The organism is Herbiconiux sp., from assembly GCF_023264855.1.
Taxonomy (GTDB): Bacteria; Actinomycetota; Actinomycetes; order Actinomycetales; family Microbacteriaceae; genus Herbiconiux.
In genome coordinates this window covers 1-20622 of the sequence record NZ_JAHFUW010000030.1, presented here as the reverse complement: position 1 = coordinate 20622, position 20622 = coordinate 1, and the positions used below count along the sequence as shown (strand labels likewise).

Annotated in this window: 22 protein-coding genes; 14 read left to right on the top strand and 8 right to left on the bottom strand. The window is 69.2% G+C overall.

The window, feature by feature from the left end:
• Nucleotides 1-16: 16 nt before the first annotated feature.
• The 6 genes from Q0D75_RS12850 to Q0D75_RS12825 all read left to right on the top strand — a co-directional run bounded on the left by Q0D75_RS12850 (nt 17) and on the right by Q0D75_RS12825 (nt 5023).
• Entirely contained in the window at nt 17-1201 is a 1185-nt protein-coding gene (locus tag Q0D75_RS12850; RefSeq protein WP_291054018.1) for an NAD(P)/FAD-dependent oxidoreductase, read from the top strand.
• Nucleotides 1198-1785, top strand: coding sequence for an amino acid synthesis family protein (locus tag Q0D75_RS12845; RefSeq protein ID WP_291054016.1), 588 nt, complete (start codon nt 1198-1200; stop codon nt 1783-1785). Before Q0D75_RS12850 ends, Q0D75_RS12845 begins: the two co-directional genes overlap by 4 nt.
• A gap of 52 nt (nt 1786-1837) precedes the next feature.
• Entirely contained in the window at nt 1838-2617 is a 780-nt protein-coding gene (locus Q0D75_RS12840) for a class II aldolase/adducin family protein (protein WP_291054014.1), read from the top strand.
• 69 nt (nt 2618-2686) lie between these two features.
• On the top strand, nt 2687-3622 hold the full coding sequence (locus Q0D75_RS12835) for a 3-hydroxyacyl-CoA dehydrogenase NAD-binding domain-containing protein (protein ID WP_291054012.1): 936 nt from the start codon (nt 2687-2689) through the stop codon (nt 3620-3622).
• A gap of 13 nt (nt 3623-3635) precedes the next feature.
• Nucleotides 3636-4505 (top strand): alpha/beta hydrolase, encoded by an 870-nt coding sequence (locus tag Q0D75_RS12830; RefSeq protein ID WP_291054010.1) that lies wholly within the window; start codon nt 3636-3638, stop codon nt 4503-4505.
• Between the two features lie 59 nt (nt 4506-4564).
• Nucleotides 4565-5023: a YbhB/YbcL family Raf kinase inhibitor-like protein gene (locus Q0D75_RS12825; RefSeq protein ID WP_291054009.1), complete on the top strand. Its 459-nt coding sequence runs from the start codon at nt 4565-4567 to the stop codon at nt 5021-5023.
• Nucleotides 5024-5188: 165 nt separating this feature from the next.
• On the opposite strand, the gene Q0D75_RS12820 is transcribed toward Q0D75_RS12825, so the two are convergent.
• From Q0D75_RS12820 to Q0D75_RS12805, 4 genes are all read right to left on the bottom strand, one after another.
• Nucleotides 5189-6736, bottom strand: coding sequence for a GMC family oxidoreductase N-terminal domain-containing protein (locus Q0D75_RS12820; RefSeq protein ID WP_291054007.1), 1548 nt, complete (start codon nt 6734-6736; stop codon nt 5189-5191).
• 87 nt (nt 6737-6823) lie between these two features.
• Entirely contained in the window at nt 6824-7594 is a 771-nt protein-coding gene (locus tag Q0D75_RS12815; protein ID WP_291054005.1) for an SDR family NAD(P)-dependent oxidoreductase, read from the bottom strand.
• Nucleotides 7595-7596: 2 nt separating this feature from the next.
• The gene (locus tag Q0D75_RS12810; protein ID WP_291054003.1) at nt 7597-8355 is read right to left on the bottom strand and encodes an N-acyl homoserine lactonase family protein; all 759 of its coding nucleotides are present in this window, start codon (nt 8353-8355) and stop codon (nt 7597-7599) included.
• 142 nt (nt 8356-8497) lie between these two features.
• Complete coding sequence (locus Q0D75_RS12805; RefSeq protein WP_291054001.1) at nt 8498-8890, bottom strand: hypothetical protein; 393 nt, start codon at nt 8888-8890, stop codon at nt 8498-8500.
• Between the two features lie 183 nt (nt 8891-9073).
• Between Q0D75_RS12805 and Q0D75_RS12800 the strand changes: the two genes are divergently transcribed.
• From Q0D75_RS12800 to Q0D75_RS12780, 5 genes are all read left to right on the top strand, one after another.
• Nucleotides 9074-10177, top strand: a complete 1104-nt coding sequence (locus Q0D75_RS12800) for a BMP family ABC transporter substrate-binding protein (RefSeq protein WP_291053999.1) — start codon at nt 9074-9076, stop codon at nt 10175-10177.
• 126 nt (nt 10178-10303) lie between these two features.
• A complete protein-coding gene (locus tag Q0D75_RS12795; RefSeq protein WP_291053997.1) occupies nt 10304-11923 on the top strand; it encodes an ABC transporter ATP-binding protein in 1620 nt (539 codons plus the stop codon).
• On the top strand, nt 11923-13083 hold the full coding sequence (locus Q0D75_RS12790) for an ABC transporter permease (RefSeq protein ID WP_291053995.1): 1161 nt from the start codon (nt 11923-11925) through the stop codon (nt 13081-13083). Before Q0D75_RS12795 ends, Q0D75_RS12790 begins: the two co-directional genes overlap by 1 nt.
• Nucleotides 13080-14015 carry an ABC transporter permease gene (locus Q0D75_RS12785; RefSeq protein ID WP_291053993.1) on the top strand — a complete coding sequence of 312 codons (936 nt, stop codon included), beginning with the start codon at nt 13080-13082 and terminating at the stop codon, nt 14013-14015. Before Q0D75_RS12790 ends, Q0D75_RS12785 begins: the two co-directional genes overlap by 4 nt.
• A 75-nt stretch (nt 14016-14090) precedes the next feature.
• Nucleotides 14091-14894 (top strand): IclR family transcriptional regulator C-terminal domain-containing protein, encoded by an 804-nt coding sequence (locus tag Q0D75_RS12780; protein ID WP_291053991.1) that lies wholly within the window; start codon nt 14091-14093, stop codon nt 14892-14894.
• A 37-nt stretch (nt 14895-14931) separates the two neighbouring features.
• Here Q0D75_RS12780 and Q0D75_RS12775 read toward each other — a convergent pair whose 3' ends face one another.
• Nucleotides 14932-15915 carry a zinc-binding dehydrogenase gene (locus Q0D75_RS12775; RefSeq protein ID WP_291053989.1) on the bottom strand — a complete coding sequence of 328 codons (984 nt, stop codon included), beginning with the start codon at nt 15913-15915 and terminating at the stop codon, nt 14932-14934.
• Between the two features lie 122 nt (nt 15916-16037).
• Here Q0D75_RS12775 and Q0D75_RS12770 point away from each other — a divergent pair, with 122 nt between their 5' ends.
• Nucleotides 16038-16652, top strand: a complete 615-nt coding sequence (locus Q0D75_RS12770) for a helix-turn-helix domain-containing protein (protein ID WP_291053987.1) — start codon at nt 16038-16040, stop codon at nt 16650-16652.
• Nucleotides 16653-16730: 78 nt separating this feature from the next.
• Here the strand turns inward: Q0D75_RS12770 and Q0D75_RS12765 are convergent, their stop codons facing one another.
• Nucleotides 16731-17147 (bottom strand): MerR family transcriptional regulator, encoded by a 417-nt coding sequence (locus tag Q0D75_RS12765; RefSeq protein WP_291054079.1) that lies wholly within the window; start codon nt 17145-17147, stop codon nt 16731-16733.
• Nucleotides 17148-17280: 133 nt separating this feature from the next.
• Here Q0D75_RS12765 and Q0D75_RS12760 point away from each other — a divergent pair, with 133 nt between their 5' ends.
• The gene (locus Q0D75_RS12760; RefSeq protein ID WP_291053985.1) at nt 17281-18012 is read left to right on the top strand and encodes an SDR family oxidoreductase; all 732 of its coding nucleotides are present in this window, start codon (nt 17281-17283) and stop codon (nt 18010-18012) included.
• Between the two features lie 22 nt (nt 18013-18034).
• On the opposite strand, the gene Q0D75_RS12755 is transcribed toward Q0D75_RS12760, so the two are convergent.
• Both Q0D75_RS12755 and Q0D75_RS12750 read right to left on the bottom strand, forming a co-directional pair.
• The gene (locus Q0D75_RS12755; protein ID WP_291053983.1) at nt 18035-18376 is read right to left on the bottom strand and encodes a helix-turn-helix transcriptional regulator; all 342 of its coding nucleotides are present in this window, start codon (nt 18374-18376) and stop codon (nt 18035-18037) included.
• 95 nt (nt 18377-18471) lie between these two features.
• The gene (locus tag Q0D75_RS12750; RefSeq protein WP_291053981.1) at nt 18472-19704 is read right to left on the bottom strand and encodes a hypothetical protein; all 1233 of its coding nucleotides are present in this window, start codon (nt 19702-19704) and stop codon (nt 18472-18474) included.
• 306 nt (nt 19705-20010) lie between these two features.
• On the opposite strand from Q0D75_RS12750, the gene Q0D75_RS12745 reads away from it, so the two are divergent.
• The coding region (locus Q0D75_RS12745; RefSeq protein WP_291053978.1) for a ferritin-like domain-containing protein at nt 20011-20622 on the top strand (612 nt) is incomplete at its 3' end.

The following is a 20622-nucleotide window of genomic DNA, read 5'->3' as shown; positions in this document are numbered from 1 at the left end:
AGACAGGAATCAGCTCATGACCGATAGCCGACGCCACGCCGAGATCTCGGGTGGGGGCTTCGCGGGACTCACCGCGGCCACCGCCTTGGCGCAGAAGGGCTGGAGCGTGCGCCTGCACGAGCGGGCACCGGAGCTGCGCGCCGAGGGCGCGGGCATCGTGCTCTGGAACAACAGCCTGCAGGTGCTGGATGCGATCGGAGCGACGCACGACCTGAACGAGCGCTCGATGACCCCGCCCGCCTACGAGACGCGTATGAACAACGTCATCCAGTCGCAGGAGGAGCTCGACGGCATCCGCTGGCGCACGATGACCCGCCCGCACCTGCACCAGACGCTGCTCACCGCGGCGCGCGAGGCCGGCGTCGAGATCCTGGCCGGCTCCGAAGTCGTGGCGGCCACGCCCGAGGGCGAGGTCACGTTGGCTTCCGGTGAGAAGAGGACCGCCGACCTCGTCATCGGGGCCGACGGCGTGGGATCGGCGGTGCGCGACTCGCTCGGGATCCCGCTGAAGCGCCAGCGCTCGGGCGACGGCATCACGCGCTTCCTGGTGCCCCGGCACAAGGCCGAGCTGCAGGCGCTCGAGCCCGACACCGAGTGGGACAACGTGATCGACTTCTGGAACCTCGAGCCCCGCGTGCTGCGCGTGCTCTACACGCCGGCCAACGACGAAGAGCTCTACATCGCCCTGATGTCGCCCTCCGCCGACGCCGACGGCTCCCGCGTGCCGATCGACCTCGAGCTGTGGACCTCGGTGTTCCCGCAGCTGGCGCCGGTGCTCCAGGATGCCGCGGGCATCCAGGGCCGCTACTACGGCTACCAGACCACCCGGCTCGAGCACTGGACCCAGGGCCGGGCCGCCCTGATCGGCGACTCCGCCCACGCCATGTGCCCCGCGCTCGCCCAGGGCGCCGGCACCGCCATGCAGAACGCCTGGACGCTGGCCGTGGCGGCGACGGAGGCCGTGGCATCCGGCGGCACCGACTCCCTGCCGCACGCGCTCACCGAGTGGGAGCGCGTCGAGCGCCCCTACACCGACCTCGCGCAGGACCGTTCCCAGTGGTACGCCGACACCCGCGAGATGGCCAAGGGCAATCAGTTCGTGGGCGAGAGCGTCGAGACCGCCCTCTACAACCCCACCGATCCCCACCGTCACGATTCCGACCGAAACGACACCGAGCGACACGAGGTAGCAGCATCATGAGCATCGATTCCATCTACAAGGTCCGAGCCTGGCACTCCTTCGTGCAGGAGACCGTGCACGAGCTCGGCCCCGCACCGGAGCAGCCGCTGATCAAGGCCGCCGTCGCCGTGGTGTTCCAGAACCCGTTCGCGGGGCAGTGGGTCGACGACCTCTCGCCGCTCACCGACGCCAGCGAGAGCCTCGGCACCGAGCTCGGCCGTCGCGCTGTCGCCCTGCTGGGCGGCCGCCCCGTCGAGAGCTACGGCAAGGGCGGGCTCGCCGGCGTGAACGGCGAACAGGAGCACATCGTGGCCTGCGTCACCACCGTGTTCGGCAACGCCCTGCGCGCGGCCGTCGGCGGCGGCGAGGCCTGGATCTCGTCGGCCACCAAGGTCGCACCGGCGGGGGCGCAGATCGACATCCCCCTCGCGTACAAAGATGAGGTGTACGTGCGGTCGCACTACGACGCGATCACCCTGACGCTTCCGGATGCGCCGCGCCCCGACGAGATCGTGATCATCGCGGCCGTCGCCACCGGCGGCCGGGTGAACGCCCGCGTCGGGGGCATCACCGTCGACGAGGTCGTCGCCGGCAAGCAGTCCTGAGCACCAGCCGTATCACCCAGCCGCAAGACACGCAGAGCCCGAAGGAGCATCCGTGACCTACTCGCACACGCCGTACTACGAAGACCAGTCCATCGCCAGCATCCTCGCCGATGTGGCGCGCGCGCACCGCATCCTCGAGCTCGAGGGCCACGGCGACATGTCGATGGGCCACCTCTCGTTCCGTGACCCCTTCGGCCGCGGCCTCTGGCTGAAGCGCGGCAACCTCGCGCTCAGCGAGGTCGAGGGCGACGACTTCATCCTGATCGACTTCGACGGGAACATGCTCGAGGGCACCGGCCTCCGCCACATCGAGTGGCCGCTGCACGCCGAGATCATGAAGGCCCGCCCCGACGTGAACTTCGTCGGCCACTCGCACGCGCACTACGCCACGGTGCTCGGCGCCTCGGAGGAGTCGCTGAAGCCCTACAACAACCACGGCGTCTGGTTCGCCTACGAGGGCGTTCCGCGCTTCGCCGAGACCAGCCACATCATCACCACGGTGCCGCTGGGCATCGCGGCGGCGAAGACGCTGGGAGACGCCCAGGCGTTGCTGCTGGCCAACCACGGAGTGGCCTTCGTCGGCAGCACCGTCGCCGAGGTGACGCTCACGGGCATCTTCCTCGAGAAGGCGGCCCGCTTCCAGGTCGACCTCAAGGCGTCCGGCTTCGTGCCGATCGAGCCCGACGCCGAGGAGACCAAGGAGAAGTTCGACCGCATCTACCCGCCGAAGGCCCAGCACAACTTCTGGACCTTCTTCAACCGCCGCCTCGAGCGCGTCGAGACCGCCTTCGGCATCGGCATCTCGCCGATCGGCCTGCCCCCGGGCGTCTGAGCCGCCGCAAGGCATCCTGACCATCCCTTAGATCTCCACCCGTATCAACCCGCGAAAGAGAGCACCCAGATGAGCAGTCTCCCCACGATCGCCACCGTCATCGGATCGGGCACCATGGGCCCCGGCATCGCCGCCGTCCTCGCCCGCGCCGGTTCCACCGTGCGTCTGTACGACATCTCCGAAGACGCGATCGCCCGCGCCGAAACCGCCTACGGCATGGTGCAGAACGTGCTCGCCGCCGTCGACTCGCCCTCCGCCCCCGGCGGATCGGTCAGCTTCGGCACCGACCTCGACGAGGCCCTCGAGGGCACCGAGCTGATCATCGAAGCCGTGCCCGAGATCCTCGCCCTGAAGCAGAAGGTGCTCGCCGACCTCGAGTCGCGCATCGGCGACGACGTGATCATCGCCACCAACACCTCGGGCATCCCGATCAGCACCATGGCCGAGTCGATGACCGTGCCCGGCCGCCTGATCGGCATGCACTGGTCGAACCCGCCGCACCTCATCCCGATGATCGAGATCATCCCGGGCAAGGCCACCGACGAGGCGCTCGTGGGCAAGCTCACCGAGATCGTCAAGGCCTTCAACTACACGCCCGTGCTGGAGAAGGAGATCCCCGGCTTCGTCGAGAACCGCGTGCTCTACGCGATCCTGCGCGAGTGCATGGCGCTGCTGGAAGAAGGGATCGTCACCCCCGAGGGTCTCGACGCCTGCGTCAAGTGGGGCATCGGCTACAAGCTCTCGGTGATCGGCCCCACCCGTCTGCTCGACATGGCCGGCCTCGACATCTACCAGGCCGTCTCGAGCTACCTGAACAAAGACCTCGACGTCAGCACCGACACCCCGCAGTTCATCAAGGACAAGATCGCGGCCGGCCAGCTCGGCTTCAAGTCGAACGGCGGCATGTACGAGTACGGCGAGGGCGACGTCGACGCGAAGCGCAAGGAGATCATCACCGGTCTCATCGCGGCGCGCAAGACGCTCTCCACCATCCCGAACGTCTGACGAGCATCCACTGATGAGCAGAGCCGTCTCCGTCGAGAGCATCGGCGACGGCCTCTCCCGCACCCGGGGCGCCGATGTCGACATCGCGTTCCGGATGCGGGGCGCCGGGCCCGCCGTCGTGCTGCTGCACGGCACCTCGGCGAACCACGCCGTCTGGGAGCCGGTCGGCGACGCCCTCGAAGACCGCTCCACCGTGATCGCGCTGGATCAGCGCGGTCACGGCCGGAGTGATAAGCCTTCGCACGGCCAGCCCGGTGGTGGATATGCCGGTGATGATTTCGTCTCGGACGTGATCACCGTGCTCGATGCCCTCGGCCTCGACCAGGCGCTGGTCGCCGGGCACTCGCTCGGCGGCCGCAACGCCTGGCTCGCGGCGGCCCGCCATCCCTCGCGCGTCACCGGCGCCGTGGTGGTGGACTACACGCCGTTCGTCGAGGCATCCGTTCTCGATCAGCTCGACGAGCGGGTCGCCCTCGGCTTCCGCCCGTTCGGCAGCCCCGCCGAGATCGAGCAGTACCTGCGCGAGCGCTACCCGGCCATCCTGCCGGGGGCCGTGCAGCGGCGGGCCGCGTGGGGCTACGAGCAGGTCGGCGACGGCGAGTGGATGCCGCGGGCCTCCGCCTCGGCGATGGCGCAGCTGATCGACGGCTTCCGCACCCCGTACGACCGGGAATTCCGGGAAGTCCCTGTGCCCATGACCCACCTGCGCGGTGCCGAGAGCAAGCTGGTGAGCGAGGCCGCCTGGAAACAGGCGATGGCGCTCCGCCCCGCCGACAGCCATCCGGCCGACCGCTGGATCGAGGTCGCCGGCGCCGACCACTACATCCCCGAAGAACAACCCGAGCTGGTCGCCGCCGAGATCGCCCTGGCACTCGGCGTGTGACCGCATCGGCCTCACGCTCCACCTGATCGACCGCTCCACCTGATCGAAAGGAACCACCCATGCCCCTCTTCATCGACAAGCTCGCCATCTCGAGCCCCGACTTCGTGAACCTCGAGCGCATCCCCGAGAACTTCAGCGCCGACGGCGGCAACGACACCCCCGGCATCGCCATCTCGGGTGCTCCCGAGGGCACGGTCGAGTTCGCCCTGATCGTGAACGACCCGGATGCCCCGCTCGCGAACGGCTTCACCCACTGGGTGGTCTACGGCATCCCCGCCGACGCCAGCACGCTCGACCTCTCGGCCGAGGGCGTGCGCGTGGCTCCGAACGGTGCCGGCGCCGCGGTGTACTACGGCCCCCAGCCGCCGGCCGGTCACGGCCAGCACCACTACTTCTTCCACCTCTACGCGCTGAGCACCCCCGTCGTGGGCGAGCCCACCCGCGAGGGTTTCCTGGCCTCCTACGCCGACTCGATCATCGAGGTCGCGCGCACGGTGGGCACCTTCAGCCGCGACTGACCTGCGGCCCCGCCCGGGCATCCGAACGGATGGAGCCTGAGACCACCTACGGTCTCAGGCTCCATCCGTTTCGTCGTGCGCCCCGAAACTCCATCCATTCGGATGCGCCGGATGCGGCGGGTGGGCCGAACGCGGCAGATGCGCCGGATGCGGCGGATGCGGCGATCAGGACGGGTAGGTGTGCGCGAACGACTCGGCGATCGCCAGCACTGCCGCGTGCACGGGGCCGGCCGTGATGGAGGGGATGACCGCGGCGTCCACCACCCGGAGGTTGTCCAGGCCGCGGAAGCGGAGGTCGGGCGTGACGGGGGCGTGCTCCGAGCGGCCCATGCTGAGCGTGCCGACGGGGTGGTGGTGGGTGATCGCCGCGCGGGCGATGAAGGCATCCGCCTCGGCATCGGTCGTGAGCGCCGCAGAGGGCAGCACCTCGGCCTTGCGCCAGGAGGCGAGACCCTCCGATCCGCCCACCAGCCGGGAGTGCTCGAGCGCCAGCCGGAACATCGCGCGGTCGTGCTCGGTGGAGAGGTAGTTCGGGTCGATCACGGGCTCGTCGCCGATGTCGGGCCCCGAGATGCGCAGCGATCCGCGGCTGGTGGGGTTCGTCACACCGAACAGCAGCGTGTACGCCTCGCCCGGTACCGCACCGGCGTCCGCCGCCTCGCCGGCCCAGATCTCCGACGCGCTGGGACCGACCACGCAACCCACCACGACGTCGACGACTCCGGATGTCTCCGACACCCCGTTCGCCGACAGGTACGTCATCGACTCCGAGAGCTGCAGGCGCGTCGGCGGCACCGGCCGGCGGGAGGTGTAGACGTTGCCGGCACCCAGCAGGTGGTCGTGCAGATTGCCGCCCACCTCGGGCGATTCCAGCACGGCGTCCACGCCCGCCTGCCGTAGCATCCGCGGGTCTCCGACGCCCGAGCGCATGAGCAGCAGGGGGTCGCCGATCGACCCGCCGCAGAGGATCACCTCGTCGGCCTCGAGCACCTCGTGGTGCCCGTCACGCGTCACGGCGACGCCGGTGACCCGGCCGCCGTCGATCAGCAGGCGATGCACGGTGACGCCGGTGAGCAGCGTGAGGTTGGGCCGATCGAGCACCGGATCGAGGTACACGTCGGAGACGGTCACCCGCTTCCCGTCACGGATGGTGAGCGAGTTCGGGGTGGCGCCGATCATCTCGCCGCCGTTGTGATCGGGGATGCGGGCGACGCCGAGCGCCTCCCAGGCCGCGAGGTAGTCGAGCACCAGGGGACTGGAGAGATCTGGCCCCGGCAGCAGCACGGGAAGCGGACCGCTGTCGCCGTGAACGTCGCTCGCGCCGCCCGAGAACATCTCGGAGCGGATGAACGCCGGCAGCAGGGCCTCCCACGACCATCGCTCGTCGCCGGTCTCGTCGACCCAGCGGTCGAAGTCGGCCCGGCAGCCGCGCATGTGGGCCATCGCGTGCACGAGACTCGAACCGCCCGGCCCCTTGCCGCGCGCCCAGTCCAGCGAGCGCCCGGCCAAGCCGGCCTGCGGCGTCGTGCGGTAGGCCCAGTCGTAGGATCGCCCGTGGATGAACGGCCACAGCTCGGGCCGCCGCATCTCCGGGTCGGTGACCCGTTCGCCCGCCTCGAGCACGGTCACCCGGCGCGACGGATCGGCGCTCAGCCGGTTCGCGAGCACGCTGCCGGCCGATCCGGCGCCGATGATCAAGACGTCGGAACCCATCTCATTACCTATCTATTAAGCAGCAGCACTGAGCGTCAGCTGTCGGATGCCGGTGAGAGCCGGCGCACGCGGTCGGTTGCGGGCCTGCTAGTTGCGGGTATGGCCGGCGTCGACCACGAGGGTCTGCCCGGTGATCCATCCCGCCTTCTCCGAGGCGAGGAAGGCGACGGCGGGCGCGACGTCCTGGGGGAGTCCGCGCCGGTCGAAGGCCTGCATCGGCACCACGAACTCGAATCCGGCCTCGTGCGGGCCCGAGAGCACGCCCTCGCTCGCGATGATGCCGGGAGCGACCGCGTTGATGGTGATTCCCAGGCGGCCGAGCTCGCCGGCGAGGCCGCGCACGAGCCCGATAGAGGCGCCCTTGGTGGCGACGTAGTGCGCGCAGTCGGGGGTGCCCGCCACGAAGGTGTTGGAGGCGATGTTCACGATGCGGCCGTAGCCGGCCTCGCCCATCACCGAGGTGACGGCGTGGGTGACCAGGTAGATGCCGTCGAGGTTCACCGACATCACCTTGCGCCACTCGGCGAACGAGATGTCGGCCCAGGGGGTGAGCGGCACGAGGGCGGCGTTGTTCACCAGCACGTCGATGCGGCCGAACTCGGCCACGATCTCGTCGACGACCGTCTGCACGCGCTCGGGGTCGCTCACGTCGAGCAGTTTGGCCACGCCGCCGTTGCGGGCGGCCACGGCCTCGGCGCCGGCGAGGTTCACGTCGGCCACGACCACCTTCATGCCGTCGGCGGCGAGCTCGTCGGCGATCGCGGCTCCGATGCCCTGGGCGGCGCCGGTGATGAGGGCGACGCGCTGGCCGGCGGGGGAGGCCGTGGTGGTCGAGGGCGTCTCGGCGGTCTCGGGCATGGTCAGTTTCCTCCGTAGTACGCGGGTGCGAGGTTCCAGGTCTCGAACGAGGCCAGCTCGTGCGAGGGGTAGATGTCGGCGTTCTTGGTGCGCGCCAGGTAGTTCAGGCGGCGGATCGCCTCGACCGACTTCGTGGGGTCGAGGTGGAAGCCCGCGATCCACTCCTTTTCGAGGGTGGTGTGCGTGTAGGCCGCGTCGCCGCAGAACAGCATGTTGCGCTCGTTCTCGAGCTCGACCAGCAGGGAGTAGTGCCCGATGGTGTGGCCGGGGGTCTCGAACAGCCAGACGCCCGGGACGATCTCGTAGTCGCCCGAGATCGGCTTGTACGACACCTCGGCGTGGTCGAACGAGAGGTCGGAGTAGCCGAGGCGCTCGAAGGGCTCGGGCACCTTGGCGTGCCGTAGCTCTTCTTTGTGCACCAGGGTGGTGGCCTTCGTGAGGTGCTTGTTGCCGCCCACGTGGTCGAAGTGGAAGTGCGAATTGACCACGATGTCGACATCGTCGGGCGTGAAGCCGCAGGCGGCCAACTGCGCCGGGATCGTCTGCTCGGGCGTCTGCAGCGGCAGCTCGAAGGGCAGCACGGCGTTGACGTGGTCGAGGTCGAAGCCCGTGTCGTAGAGGATCAGGGCGTCCGGATGCTCGATCAGCACGCTGTACACCGGAAAGCGCACCGGGTTGCCGGCGTTGATGTGCCAGTGCACGTCGGATTCGTCGATGACGAGCGTGCCTCCGTCCAGCAGATAGACCTTCGGGTCCGTCATGTGATGCTCGCTTTCCTCGGGGACTGTCTGAATTATCATCCGACGCTAATTGTCGATCACGTTATGAGAAGAAAAAGAGCGGTGTCAAGCATCCGGTGCCGACTTAACGAACCGGAAACACGGGCACCCCTCCGGCGGGCGCTCAGGGGGCGGTGACTCCGGGGAAGTCCTCGAAGCTGGGCATGCCCGAGTAGTAGGCCCAGCGGTAGCAGTGGTCGAGCATCGGCTGGGCGTCGAAGTCACCGACGCAGGTGGCGTCCTGATAGCGCTCGCCGCTGGAGTCGGTGTAATGGGCACGGCAGAGGACGCGCCAAGTCGTATCGCTCACGCTCTCGTCGTCGATGAGATGATCGGAGGGCAACCAGCACTCCGTGCTGGTGATCGCAGCCGGATCGACATTCGATGTCGGACCGGCGACCTGGGCGAGCGTCTCGAGTGCCTCCGCATCCTGTTGTGACAACGCGGGTGCGCCGGCACACGAGGTGAGCGCGAGGGCGAGCGCGGCGAAAAGCACCGTAGGGGTCCAGCGTTTCATGGGGACAACCTCCTCCGGACATCGTCGACCGGGCGTGTTTCGAGCGTGTAACAACTGAATTTCAGGCTTGGCATCCGTTGTTAATTCTCATATCGTATCGCTACCCCTGCACAATGTAAGAGAATTTTGCACCGCAGCACTCAAACCCGGGGGCCCATTCACCCTGAGAGGAAGATCTCGGCAATGAACAGAATCACCAGCGGCACTTCTCGCCGCACTGCAACCCGTCTGGCGGTGCTCACCGTGTCCGGTGCGCTCGCCTTCAGCCTCGCCGCCTGCTCGTCGGGCCGTGGAGGAGATGATTCCAGCGGAACCGAGACCTCGTCGGCCGGTACCACCGAGGTCACCCAGTTCGCCCTGGTCGCGCCCGAGAACGAGTCCGACTTCGGCTACAACCAGGCCGGCATCGATGCGGCCAACGGTGCCGCCGAAGAGCTCGGCATCGACGTCACGATCGTTCCGGATGCCGGCTACGACAACATCGAGACCGTGCTGAACCAGGTGGCCGACGGGGGAGCGCAGTTCATCGTGGCCCACGCCTCCGGCTACAACGTGGGAGCGGCCAGCGCCGCGGCCGCCAAGAAGGTGCCGATCCTGATCCAGGATGCCGGCGCCGACGAGAACGTGCCCGGCCAGATCGCCGCCGCCAAGCCCGAGGGCCAGGAGGGCGGATACCTCGCCGGAGTCGCCGCCGCCATGTCGACCACCTCGAAGAAGGTCGGCCTCGTGCTCTCGGCCGACAACGCGAACTGGTTCGCCATGTCGTCCGGCTTCGCCGAGGGCGTCTTCAGCGTCGACCCGAGCATCCAGGTGCTCTACACCTCGGTCGGCCCGGCGGCCTACGCCGACGCCGCCGGCGGCAAGACGGCCACCGAGCAGATCATCGCCTCCGGTGCCGACGTCGTGTTCGGCATGGGTGACGGTGCCACGCACGGCTACCTCCAGGCGATCGATGCCTCCTCCGGCGTGAAGTACATCGCCGACATCGGCGACGTCACCCCCGGTCTCAGCGACCCGAGCAAGCTGCTCACCTCGGTGCGCTGGAACTACGAGCCCGCCTACGTGCAGGCTATCAAAGACGTCGACGCCGGCACCTTCGGCACCGTGACCTACCCGGTCGACGTCGAGAACGGCGGCATGTACCTGCAGGAGACCGACCAGATGACCCCGGAGATCGAGGCCGCGGTCGAGAAGGCCAAGCAGGGCATCATCGACGGCTCGATCGTTCCCACGATCGCCACCTCGGCCGCCGAGGTCGCCGCCGTGATCGCCGCCAAGGGCGCCTGATCCACCGCGTCTGATCCAGACGGAGTCGGTGCCGCAGCCCCCCCGCCTGCGGCACCGGCTCTCTCCTCGAACCCCGCCGGTCCTCCGGCCCGTCTCACCCCGTACGCCACCAGCCAAGGAGCTCCCGTGACGACAACGGCCACGACTGACGTCATCTCCCTGAGAGACATCACGAAGGCGTTTCCCGGCGTCATCGCCAACGACCGCGTGTCGCTCGACATCGTCGGCGGGCAGGTGCACTGCCTGCTCGGCGAGAACGGGGCCGGCAAGTCGACCCTGATCAGCATCCTCGCCGGTATGCAGCAGCCCGACTCGGGCAGCATCGCCATCGGCGGCAAGACCGTCGACATCTCCTCGCCCAAGGTGGCCGTCGACTACGGCATCGGCGTGGTGCACCAGCACTCCACCCTGGTACCGGCGTTCACCGTGCTCGAGAACCTCATGCTCGGCGACACCGGCGTGCTGCAGAACAAGAAGCAGGCGGCCGAGCGCCTCGAAGAGCTCGCCGACCTGCTCGGCGTGCAGATCGACCCGCACGCTCTCACCTCCGACCTCGGCCTCGGCCAGCAGCAGCAGGTCGAGATCGCCAAGGCGATGTGGAAGGGAAGCCGGCTGCTCGTGCTCGACGAGCCCACCTCCATGCTCACCCCCCAGGCCATCGAGCACCTCGGCGAGAGCATCGCGCGGGTGAAGGCCCAGGGCCTGGCCGTCGTGCTGATCACCCACAAGCTCCGCGAGGCCTATGCGATGGGCGACTGCGTCACCATCCTGCGCGGTGGCCGCAATGTGGGGCACATCGGCGTCGACGAGCTCGCCTCCTACAGCGAGAAGCAGGCTCAGGATGCGATCCTGTCCGCGATGTTCGGCGACGACCTCGGTGCGGCGGGCAGCGACCCCACGGCCGCCGACCTCGAGGAGGCCGCGGAACTCGCCGGCGCCACCGAGGCCACGCGCGAGACCCGCGCCATCGATTTCGAGACCCGGCCGGTGCGGCTGGAACTGCGCGGCGTCACCAGCCGCGCGGGAGGCCGCGACATCGAGGCCGAGGACGTCACGCTGACGGTGCACGAGGGCGAGATCCTCGGCATCGCGGGCATCGACGGCCACGGCCAGGCCGCCCTCGCCGAGGTGGTTGCCGGGCAGCGCTCGGCCGTCTCCGGAACCGTGCTGTTCGACGGAGTCGACATCACCCGCTCGGGCGTGCGCGGCCGGCAGCAGCTCGGCGTGCGCTACGTCACCGACGACCGGCTGCACGAGGGCACGGTCGGCTCGATGTCGGTGGCGCTCAACCTCGTGATCAAGCGGATCGGGCAGAAGCCGTTCTGGAAGGCCGGCCGCATCCAGCAGAAGGCCGTCGACGCCGAGGCCACGCGCCTGATCGACGAGTACGGCATCCGCACCCCGTCGGCCGCCACGCGCGCCGGCACCCTCTCCGGAGGCAACATCCAGAAGATCCTCCTGGCCCGCGAGCTCACCAACGGCGCCCGCCTGGTGGTGGTGAACAAGCCCACCTACGGGCTCGACCTGAAGACCGTGCACCTCGTGCGCGAGATCCTGATCGAGTTCGCCGCCCAGGGCGGCTCGGTGCTGTTGCTCTCCACCGACCTCGACGAGCTGATCGAGCTCTCGCACCGCATCGAGGTCATCTCGCGCGGCAGCCTCGTCGGCGGCGTCGTGAACGACGGAGCCGGAACGGCAGAGAAAGTGGGCCACTACATGACCGGCGCGATCGAAGGCACCGACTGATGACGACTGCAGACCTCAAGACCCCGGTCACGCCGAACCTCCCCGGCTCGAATCAGGCCGGCGCCGCCCAGCGATTCGCGCAGGGCTTCATCCGCTCGGTGGTGCCGGTTCTCCTGGCGCTCATCGTGTCGGGCCTGGTGATGCTCGCCATCGGCGCCAGCCCGCTCGAGTTCTTCGCGGGAGTGTGGAAGTACGGCATCACCGGCAGCAACTGGCAGCGCAGCCTCTCGCTGATGGCGCCCCTGCTGATCGTGGCCGTCGGCCTGATCGTCGCCTTCCGCGGCCAGCTCTGGAACCTCGGCTACAACGGCCAGTACCTGCTCGGCGCGGTCGTGGCCTCGGGTCTCGGGCCGATCCTGTTCGACGTGATGCCGGCCTTTCTCGCCACCCTCGTCATCTTCGTCGTGGCGGTGCTCACCGGAGCGGTGTGGTCGCTCATCCCGGCCATCCTCAAGGCACGCTACGGCACGAACGAGATCATCACCTCGCTGGTGATGTCGTTCATCGCCGTGGGCGTGGTGAACCTGCTGATCAAGGGCGTGTTCAAGGATCCGGGCACCTCGACGCCGCAGACCGCCGTCATCCCCGACAGCGATCTGCTGCCCTACATCCCGGGCACCGAGATCCACATCGGCTTCGTGATCGCCATCGTGCTGGCCGTCGTGGCGCAGTACGTGTTCAGCCGCACCTCGTTCGGGCTGCGGGTCGACATCTTCGGGGCGAGCCCCAAAGCAGCCCGGCACGTGGGGTTGAACTCCACCTGGATGGTCATCCTGCTCTTCGCGCTCTCCAGCGGACTGATCGCGTTCGCCGGTTCGGTCGACATCCTCGGGCAGTTCAGCTACCAGCGGGCCGACTGGGATCCGCGGTACGGCGACGCCGTGATGCCGCTGGTGTTCCTGGCACGCTTCCGGCCGGTGGCCGCCATCCCCTTCGTGGCGTTCTACGCCGTGCTCGCCACCGGCGGCACGCTGGCCGCGCAGCAAGCGGGGCTGAACGTCGACTTCCTGCTGGTGATCGTGGGCCTCATCCTGCTGTTCATGACCATCACCGAGTACATCGGCGATCGCCGCCGGCTCGGCCAGAGCTACCTTCCCCCGGGTCTGAAGCGCACCGTGCTGCAGCCCTTCCGCCGCGCCTCCGAGAGGAACTCGGCATGAGCGACATGCTGTCCGCCGCCTTCATCACGGTCTTCATCGCCACCGTCATCGCGCAGGCGATGCCCCTGCTGCTCGCCGCGGTGGGGGAGACGATCGGCGAGCAGGCCGGCATCCTGAACCTCGGTATCGAGGGTGTGATGCTGGTCGGCGCCTACACCGCCTTCGTGGTGACCCTCACCACGGGCAGCTTCTGGCTCGGGATGCTCGGCGGGGCCATCGGGGGCGTGGTCGCGAACCTCGCCATGCTCGTGCTGAACGTGTGGCTGGGCCTGAATCAGATCGTCATCGGTCTGGCCATCACGCTGATCGGCGAGGGCATCACGAGTGTGCTCTACCTGCAGAACTACACGAAGTCGCCCGCGAGCCTGGGGGCGCAGCCGAAACTGCCCATCCCGGGCCTGTCCGACATCCCCGTGATCGGGCCGGCGCTGTTCCAGCAGTCGGGCATCTTCTGGATCTGCATCCTGCTGGCGCTCGGCCTCGCCTTCGCGCTGGCCCGCACCAACTGGGGTCTGTCGACGCGGTCGGCGGGCCAGAAGCCGTCGTCGCTGGATGCGGCGGGCGGCAGTGTGATGCGCACCCGGTCGATCGCGGTTCTGCTGAGCGGTGGGCTCGTCGGCCTCGGCGGCGCCTACCTGGCGCTGCTGACCACGGCCACGTTCAGTCCGTTCCTCACCAACGGACTCGGCTTCATCGCGATCGTCATCACGATGCTCTCGCGCGGTCGCATCCTGGTGGTGATGATCACCTCGCTGATCTACGGACTGGCGGTGGCGATCGGGCCGGCGCTGCAGGTGATCGGCTTCACGGTGCCGGCGGACATCATCAAGATGCTGCCGTTCCTGATCGTGATCGTGATGCTGATCGTGTTCGCCCGGAGTTCCGTCGTGCCGCCCGCGCTCGGAACGCCGTACACTCGCGGAGCGCGATGACGACAGCTGTGGCGCGCCAGCACGTCGGGAACACGCCCCGTGCGAACAGGCCCTTACGATAGAGCGGAGCCGACCATGACCGACATCAGCGACCACGACATCACCGACGCAGGCGAACCCGCCGCCGAGCCGCAGCGCACCAAGGGTGTCGACAGTGCGCGCCGGGCCTTGCAGATCCTGCTCGAGTTCAGCGAGAACACGCCGGAGCTCACGGTCGACAACGTGCTCGAGAAGCACGACATCTCGGTGCCGAGCGCCTATCGCTACATCTCGCTGCTGCGGGAGCTCGACCTGATCGAGGAGCGCGAGAAGGGCCGCTTCGTGCTCTCGCCGCAGATCCTGCGCCTGTCGCGGGCCGCGGAGACGACGATCGACTTCCGGGCCCAGGTGCAGCCGATCCTGAACCGGATGACGGAGGAGACGGGCGAGACGGCGTTGTACCTGCGCCGGGTCAACGATTCGGCGGTGTGCCTGGCGATCGCGGAGTCGGATCATCCGATCTCGATCTCGTTCCAGCCCGGCAACCTGATGCCCCTCTACGGCGGTGCGGCGGCCAAGCTGCTGCTGAGCGAGCTCACCTCGGCGAAGCTCACCCAGTACTTCAACCGTCTGGGGTCGACCCTGTCGAAGCAGGAGAAGAAGAAGCTCGAGCTCGACCTCGAGCCCCTGCGCGCCTCCGGCTACGCCGAGAGCGCCGGTGAGGTCGACCGCGGCGTCTGGGCGGCGGCCGCCAGCGTGCGCACGAACGGCATCTCGGCCGGAGCGCTCACTGTGGTGGCCCCCGACTACCGCCTCACCGACGAACACAAGACGCAGATCGCCGAGGCCGTCCGCGCCGGCGCCAAGGACTTCCGCGAGGTCATCGCCCACCGCAGCTGAGGCGCCGGCGCCGGCCCCGCTTGCGCGCGTGCCCCGCTCAGGGCTCGGTCGTCAGCACGATCCGGCCGAACACCTCGCCGCGGTCCATGGCGCGGTGGGCGTCGGCTGCGGCGGTCAACGACAACACGTCGTGCACGACCGCGTGCAGCTCGCCTCGCGCGGTCGCCGCGAGGAGTTCGGCGCGCGCGGTGTTCCGGTCGGCGATCGGCACGGTGTCGAGGCTGAACGTGGCGAAGGAGCGCGACCTCTGGAACGACTGCAGCAGCCGCATGCCGAAGTCGGCGGGCGGCATCCCGGCCACCACGCCCACGCTGACCAGTCGCCCGTTCGGGGCCAGCTGGTCGAGGAAGCCGGGGAGCTCCGGCCCGCCCACGATGTCGATGACGACGTCGAAATCGGATGCTGCGGCATCCGTCTCCGCGTCGGCCGGCGCTTCGCCGTTCCGGTCGAGCACCAGCGTGGCTCCGAGCTTCTGCAGCCGTCGGCCGCGCTCGGTCGACGACGTGGTCACGGCCACCGTGCTTGCGCCTGCGGTCGCGGCGAGCTCCACCGCCGCGATGCCGATGCTACCGGCGGCACCGCGCACGAGCACGGATTCCCCGGCTGAGAAGTGCGCGTGGGCGAGCGCGAACCGCGCGACGGGCGCGGAACTGCCCACGGCGACCGCGTCGACGGCCGACAGGCCGGCGGGCAACGCCGTGATGTCGTCCAGCCTCGCGACGGCCCGCTCGGCGTAGGCGCCACCGGTTCCGGTGAACCCCCAGACCCGCCGGCCGATCCAGCCGCCGTCGACACCCTCGCCGACCGCCTCGACCACGCCGGCGACCTCGCTGCCGGGGATCAGTCCTTCGCGAAAACCGAAGCCTCCGAGCGTTCCCCGCCGGATGACGGCGTCGACCCCGCCCACCCCGATCGTCTCCACGGCGATGACCACCTGACCCGGCCCGGCCATGGCGTCCGGCACCTCGGTCACCTCCAGGCCGCTCGGGTCTCCGAACCGGCGGATCTGCACTGCTCGCATCGTCTCTCCTTCATCGCGGTCATCGGGCCACACGGTGATCGCGGCCGACTACGCTGGAGACGCTAATGGACGCCGCCGTCCACTTCGGCGAAACGAGAGACATGCCCGAGACAGTGCCTCAGATGCTGCGTGCAGACGCGCTCGAGAATCGCGAGCGGGTGCTCGAAGCGGCGCGCGCCCTGTTCGCCGAGCAGGGAATCGACGTGACGATGCGGCAGATCGCGCGACGCGCGCAGGTCGGTCCCGCCACCCTCTACCGCCGGTTTCCCACGAAGCAGCTGCTGATCGACGCGGCGTTCGCCGACGAGTTGCGTTCCTGCACGCAGATCGTCGACGACGGATGCGCCGACCCCGATCCGTGGCGCGGATTCTGTGCGGTCATCGAGCGCATCACGCTGCTGAACGGCCGCAACCACGGCTTCGTGCAGGCCTACCTCGCGGCGAACCCGGGCGCCGACTCCTTCGGGGCGCACCGCGCGACCCTCCTCCGCCGCCTCGGGGGCCTCACCGAGCGGGCGAAGGAGGCCGGCGGCCTGCGGGCGGACTTCGCGATCGAAGACCTCGTGCTCGTGCTGCAGGCCGGCCGTGGCCTGGCCTCGGTGCCGGCGCTGGCGCGTGAGGCGGCGGCCCGCCGCTTCGCCGCCCTCGCGACCGACGCGTTCCGCGCCTCCACGACGCACGGAGAGTTGCCGGCGGCCCCGAGGCTCACGCCGCCGCCGCTGCGCGTAGTCGGATAGGTCAGGGCGAGCCGGCCTCGCCCTCCCAGAAGCTCCAGCGATAGCCCCACGGGTCGACCACGGTGAAGGTCGTGGGCGCTACGCCGGGGCGCCGGCGCCGGCCAGCGCGCTCGTACGGCCGGCGGCATCGCGCACGCGGGCGCACTGCTCGGGAGTCGAGTGCTCGGTGAGTTCGATCACCTGGTCGAGGCGCCGCTGCGCCTCCTGCAGGTCGGCGATGACGGTCGTGATGCGGTCGCGCTCGGTGTGCAGGCTGACGAGCATCTCCGGCGAGGCGTGGCCGGTGTCGACGCAGGGGAGGATGAGTGCGATCGTGCGGCTCGCGAGCCCCGCCGAGAACAGGTGCTGGATGAGGCGCACCCGATCGACGGCGGATTCGCTGTACACGCGCTGCCCGCTCGGCGTGCGCTCGGAGTGCAGGATGCCCTGCTCTTCGTAGTACCGCAGCGCGCGCGTGCTCACCTGTGCGCGCGAAGCCAGGTCGCCGATCCGCATCTCGTCCACAGGCATCCTTTCGTGTTCGCTGTCGGCGAGCGGGCAGAACTTGCCCTTGACGTCAACGTGAGGTTTTAGCCTAGTCCACGGATGGCGCCCGCGACCGCGGTCGCCCCACCGGGAAAGGAAACCCATGAACATCGAAGGATCCGTCGCGCTGGTCACCGGAGCGAACCGCGGCATCGGCCGCCGCTTCGTCGACGAGCTGCTCGAGCGCGGCGCGGCGAAGGTCTACGCGGCCGTCCGCCGCCCCGATCAGGTGGCCGAAGGCGAGTTCACCGACACCCGCGTCGAGGTGCTGCGCCTGGATCTGCTCGACGCGCAGACGGTGACGGATGCTGCGGCGCACGCCACCGACGTCACCCTGCTGATCAACAACGCCGGCATCACCACCGGAGCCAACCTCTTGGGAGAGGGCGATCTCGAGAAGCTCCGCCTCGAGCTGGACACCCACTTCTTCGGCACGCTCGGGGTGATCCGTGCGTTCGCGCCCGTGCTCGGCGCGAACGGCGGGGGAGCGATCGTCGACATCCACTCGGCCCTGTCGTGGTTCTCGACCCTGGGTGCGAACGGCTACAGCGTGGCGAAGGCGGCCGAGTGGGCCATGACCAACGGAGTGCGCCTCGAGCTCGCCGGCCAGGGAACCCTCGTGCAGGGCGTGCACCTCGGCGCCGCCGACACCGACATGATGGCCGGCTACGACGGACCCATGATCGACCCGCGCGCGGTCGCCGCGGCAGCCCTCGACGGCGTGGAGGCCGGAGCGATCGAGGTGCTGGCCGACGACTGGGCGCGCCTGGTGAAGGCCTCGCTCGCGAACGACCCCGCGGAGTTCTACGCGGAGGCCCTCGCCGCGCGCGTCTGAACGGTCTCGCGGGGGAAAAGGCCTACCCGCACTCGCGGAGCGTCTCCGCGGGGTAGTGCCCGTACTTCTCCTGGTAGTGCGCGGCGAAGCGGGAGAGATGGGTGAAGTGCCATCGCCGGGCGATCTCGTTCACCGTGGCCTTCTCGCCGGGGCTACTCGCGCGCAGTTCATTGTGGGCACGGGCGAGCCGCACCGTTCGCAGGTAGGCCAGCGGCGACATCCCGAGCTGCCTCTTGAACGCGTGCTGGAGGCCGCGGCTGGACAATCGGGCGGCTTGGGCGATCTCGCTCAGTCCGATGTCGAGGTGAGCGTTCGCCTGCATGAAACGGCACGCGAGGCGTACCGGATCGGTGTGGTCGGCCATGAAGGTTGTTCGGAGCAGACGGCGAAGGCGGATTGAGAGGAGTTCTCTCAATCCGCCTTCGCGGGTCGGGCTCCGCGCTAAGCGCGGGGGTCGGCCTAGGCCTTGCTCACCCGGCGGCGCACGATCACGGCCGCGGCGCCGGCGAGCAGCAGCAGTGCGCCGAGCCCGAGGAACCCGCCGCCGTCGAGGCCGGTGGCTGCCAGACGGCCGTCGCCGTTACCGGCGGTTCCGGGGTCGCCCGGCGTGACCGGGTTCACCGGCGTCACCGGGTCGGCCACCACGGCGAAGCCCGCCGAGACGGTGCGCTCGCTGCGCACGCCCGTCAGCGTCACGGTGTAGTCGCCCGCGGTGGTGCCGGCCGGGAGCACGACGGTTCCGGCATAGCTGCCGTCTTCGTCGTTCGCGTAGATGTTCAGCGGCAGGTCGACCGGCACGATCGCCGTTCCGGCGGCGTCGACGATCGAGAGCGTGAGCTCCTCGTTCGGGCTGAAGCCCGCCGCGGTCAGCGCGACACCGGTGCTGGTCGCCGCCGACACGGTGCTCGACGCGGGGTCGACCGCGAGGGCGAGCGGGATGAGCGGAACCGGTGCGGACTCGAAGGTGAAGAACACCGCGAGGCGGTCGATGCCGGGGATCGGCTGACCCTCGGAGTCGAAGTTGTACACGTCGGCTCCGGTGCCCAGCGACCCCGGCTCGAGGCGGCTGAAGTCGGTCGGCACGGTGTAGGTGCCGTCGGCCTCCACCGTCGCGGTGCCGGCCTCGGCGGTGGAGCCGGAGCGGGCGCCGTAGAGCACCACGATCTGGGTGCCGGGCGTCGCGGTGCCGGTGAAGTCGGGGGTGGCCGTGGCGACCACCTCGCCCACCTCGGGGGAGGTGACCGTGAACGGATCGGCCGGGTTCGGGGCCACGGCGAGGCTGAACGTGAGCGGAACGGTCACCACCACCGTGTCATCCGGAGTCAGCTCCGAGACCGTGGCGACCACGGTCGTCTCGCCGACGCCGAGCAGGTCGAAGTTGGCGATCACCGACCATTCGTCGGCACCCGTGGTGTCGGCGTAGATCGCGGTGTGCAGGGTTCCGTCCCCGGTGACGTACTGCACGTCGACGTGGTTGCCGTCGGTGAGGCCGGTCCCATCGACCACCGCGGTGTTCGGGAACGCCTCGGGAACGTCGGTCTGCCCCGGGGTGGGGCTCGTCACCGTGAAGGTGTCCGCGGCCGCGTAGGCCGTGGTCGCGCCCACGAAAGGCAGGGCCAGAACGCCGAGGGCGACGCCGAGAGCGGCGAGCCTCGAACGGTGTCGGCGGGAAGACGGAGAAGTGCTGTGCATCGGTGCTCCAACTCTGATGGTGACCGCCGATCACCCCCGGGAAGAGAGCGTCGTCGCCCCGTGCGTGGGGCCGGCGGTGTGCTCAAGCTACCTGCCGCTCACAGACGCCGTAAATGGGCTGAGAGTGCCGGAATCGTGATGTCGTCGTTATCTGGATACACGCAAGGGGCCAGTGGTGCGGATGTTGTGCATGTGACTGGTGGGACAGATGAGGCACTTGCAGCGGCTGTTCACCCCGGTTTCGACGACTGTATGGTGACGATCACCTCACCCAGCTCGCCTCGATGAAGATGGAGAACGCGCACTATGTTCGAGAAGAAATTCCTAGCGGATGCGATCACCCGAAGTGCCGAGACCGAGTTCGACCGTCGCAAGCTCTTCGCGGCGGCGGGGATCGCGGCGGCGGGAGTCGGAGCATCCGTTGTGCTGCCGGCGGCGGGCGCCGGGGCCGTCGGAGCCGCTTCGGCGGCGGGCGTCAGCGACGCGTCCATCCTCAACTTCGCTCTGAACCTCGAGTACCTCGAGGCGGAGTTCTACCTGCGGGCCACCACCGGAGCCGGGCTGCCGAACAGCATGATCACCGGAAAGGGCACGCCGGGGGGCGTGTCGGGTGGCAAGACTGTTCCGTTCAAGAGCCCGAAGATCAAGGCGTATGCGGAGGAGATCGCGGCCGACGAGAAGGCGCACGTCGCGTTCCTGCGCACCGCCCTCGGTTCTGCGGCGGTGGCCCGCCCGGCGATCGACATCAACGCGGCGTTCAGTGCGGCGGCCGCGGCGGCCGGTCTCATCCCGGCCGGCGGCACCTTCGACGTCTACGCCTCGGAGGAGAACTTCCTGCTCGGCGCCTTCGTGTTCGAAGACGTCGGAGTCACCGCCTACAAGGGTGCGGCGCCGCTGATCGCCAACAAGACCTACCTC

Coding starts and splice junctions, on each gene's coding strand:
- Q0D75_RS12850 (WP_291054018.1), top strand. CDS start 17: ATGACCGATAGCCGACGCCACGCCGAGATCTCGGGTGGGGGCTTCGCG.
- Q0D75_RS12845 (WP_291054016.1), top strand. CDS start 1,198: ATGAGCATCGATTCCATCTACAAGGTCCGAGCCTGGCACTCCTTCGTG.
- Q0D75_RS12835 (WP_291054012.1), top strand. CDS start 2,687: ATGAGCAGTCTCCCCACGATCGCCACCGTCATCGGATCGGGCACCATG.
- Q0D75_RS12830 (WP_291054010.1), top strand. CDS start 3,636: ATGAGCAGAGCCGTCTCCGTCGAGAGCATCGGCGACGGCCTCTCCCGC.
- Q0D75_RS12825 (WP_291054009.1), top strand. CDS start 4,565: ATGCCCCTCTTCATCGACAAGCTCGCCATCTCGAGCCCCGACTTCGTG.
- Q0D75_RS12820 (WP_291054007.1), bottom strand. CDS start 6,736: ATGGGTTCCGACGTCTTGATCATCGGCGCCGGATCGGCCGGCAGCGTG.
- Q0D75_RS12815 (WP_291054005.1), bottom strand. CDS start 7,594: ATGCCCGAGACCGCCGAGACGCCCTCGACCACCACGGCCTCCCCCGCC.
- Q0D75_RS12810 (WP_291054003.1), bottom strand. CDS start 8,355: ATGACGGACCCGAAGGTCTATCTGCTGGACGGAGGCACGCTCGTCATC.
- Q0D75_RS12805 (WP_291054001.1), bottom strand. CDS start 8,890: ATGAAACGCTGGACCCCTACGGTGCTTTTCGCCGCGCTCGCCCTCGCG.
- Q0D75_RS12800 (WP_291053999.1), top strand. CDS start 9,074: ATGAACAGAATCACCAGCGGCACTTCTCGCCGCACTGCAACCCGTCTG.
- Q0D75_RS12790 (WP_291053995.1), top strand. CDS start 11,923: ATGACGACTGCAGACCTCAAGACCCCGGTCACGCCGAACCTCCCCGGC.
- Q0D75_RS12785 (WP_291053993.1), top strand. CDS start 13,080: ATGAGCGACATGCTGTCCGCCGCCTTCATCACGGTCTTCATCGCCACC.
- Q0D75_RS12780 (WP_291053991.1), top strand. CDS start 14,091: ATGACCGACATCAGCGACCACGACATCACCGACGCAGGCGAACCCGCC.
- Q0D75_RS12775 (WP_291053989.1), bottom strand. CDS start 15,915: ATGCGAGCAGTGCAGATCCGCCGGTTCGGAGACCCGAGCGGCCTGGAG.
- Q0D75_RS12770 (WP_291053987.1), top strand. CDS start 16,038: ATGCTGCGTGCAGACGCGCTCGAGAATCGCGAGCGGGTGCTCGAAGCG.
- Q0D75_RS12765 (WP_291054079.1), bottom strand. CDS start 17,147: ATGCGGATCGGCGACCTGGCTTCGCGCGCACAGGTGAGCACGCGCGCG.
- Q0D75_RS12760 (WP_291053985.1), top strand. CDS start 17,281: ATGAACATCGAAGGATCCGTCGCGCTGGTCACCGGAGCGAACCGCGGC.
- Q0D75_RS12755 (WP_291053983.1), bottom strand. CDS start 18,376: ATGGCCGACCACACCGATCCGGTACGCCTCGCGTGCCGTTTCATGCAG.
- Q0D75_RS12750 (WP_291053981.1), bottom strand. CDS start 19,704: ATGCACAGCACTTCTCCGTCTTCCCGCCGACACCGTTCGAGGCTCGCC.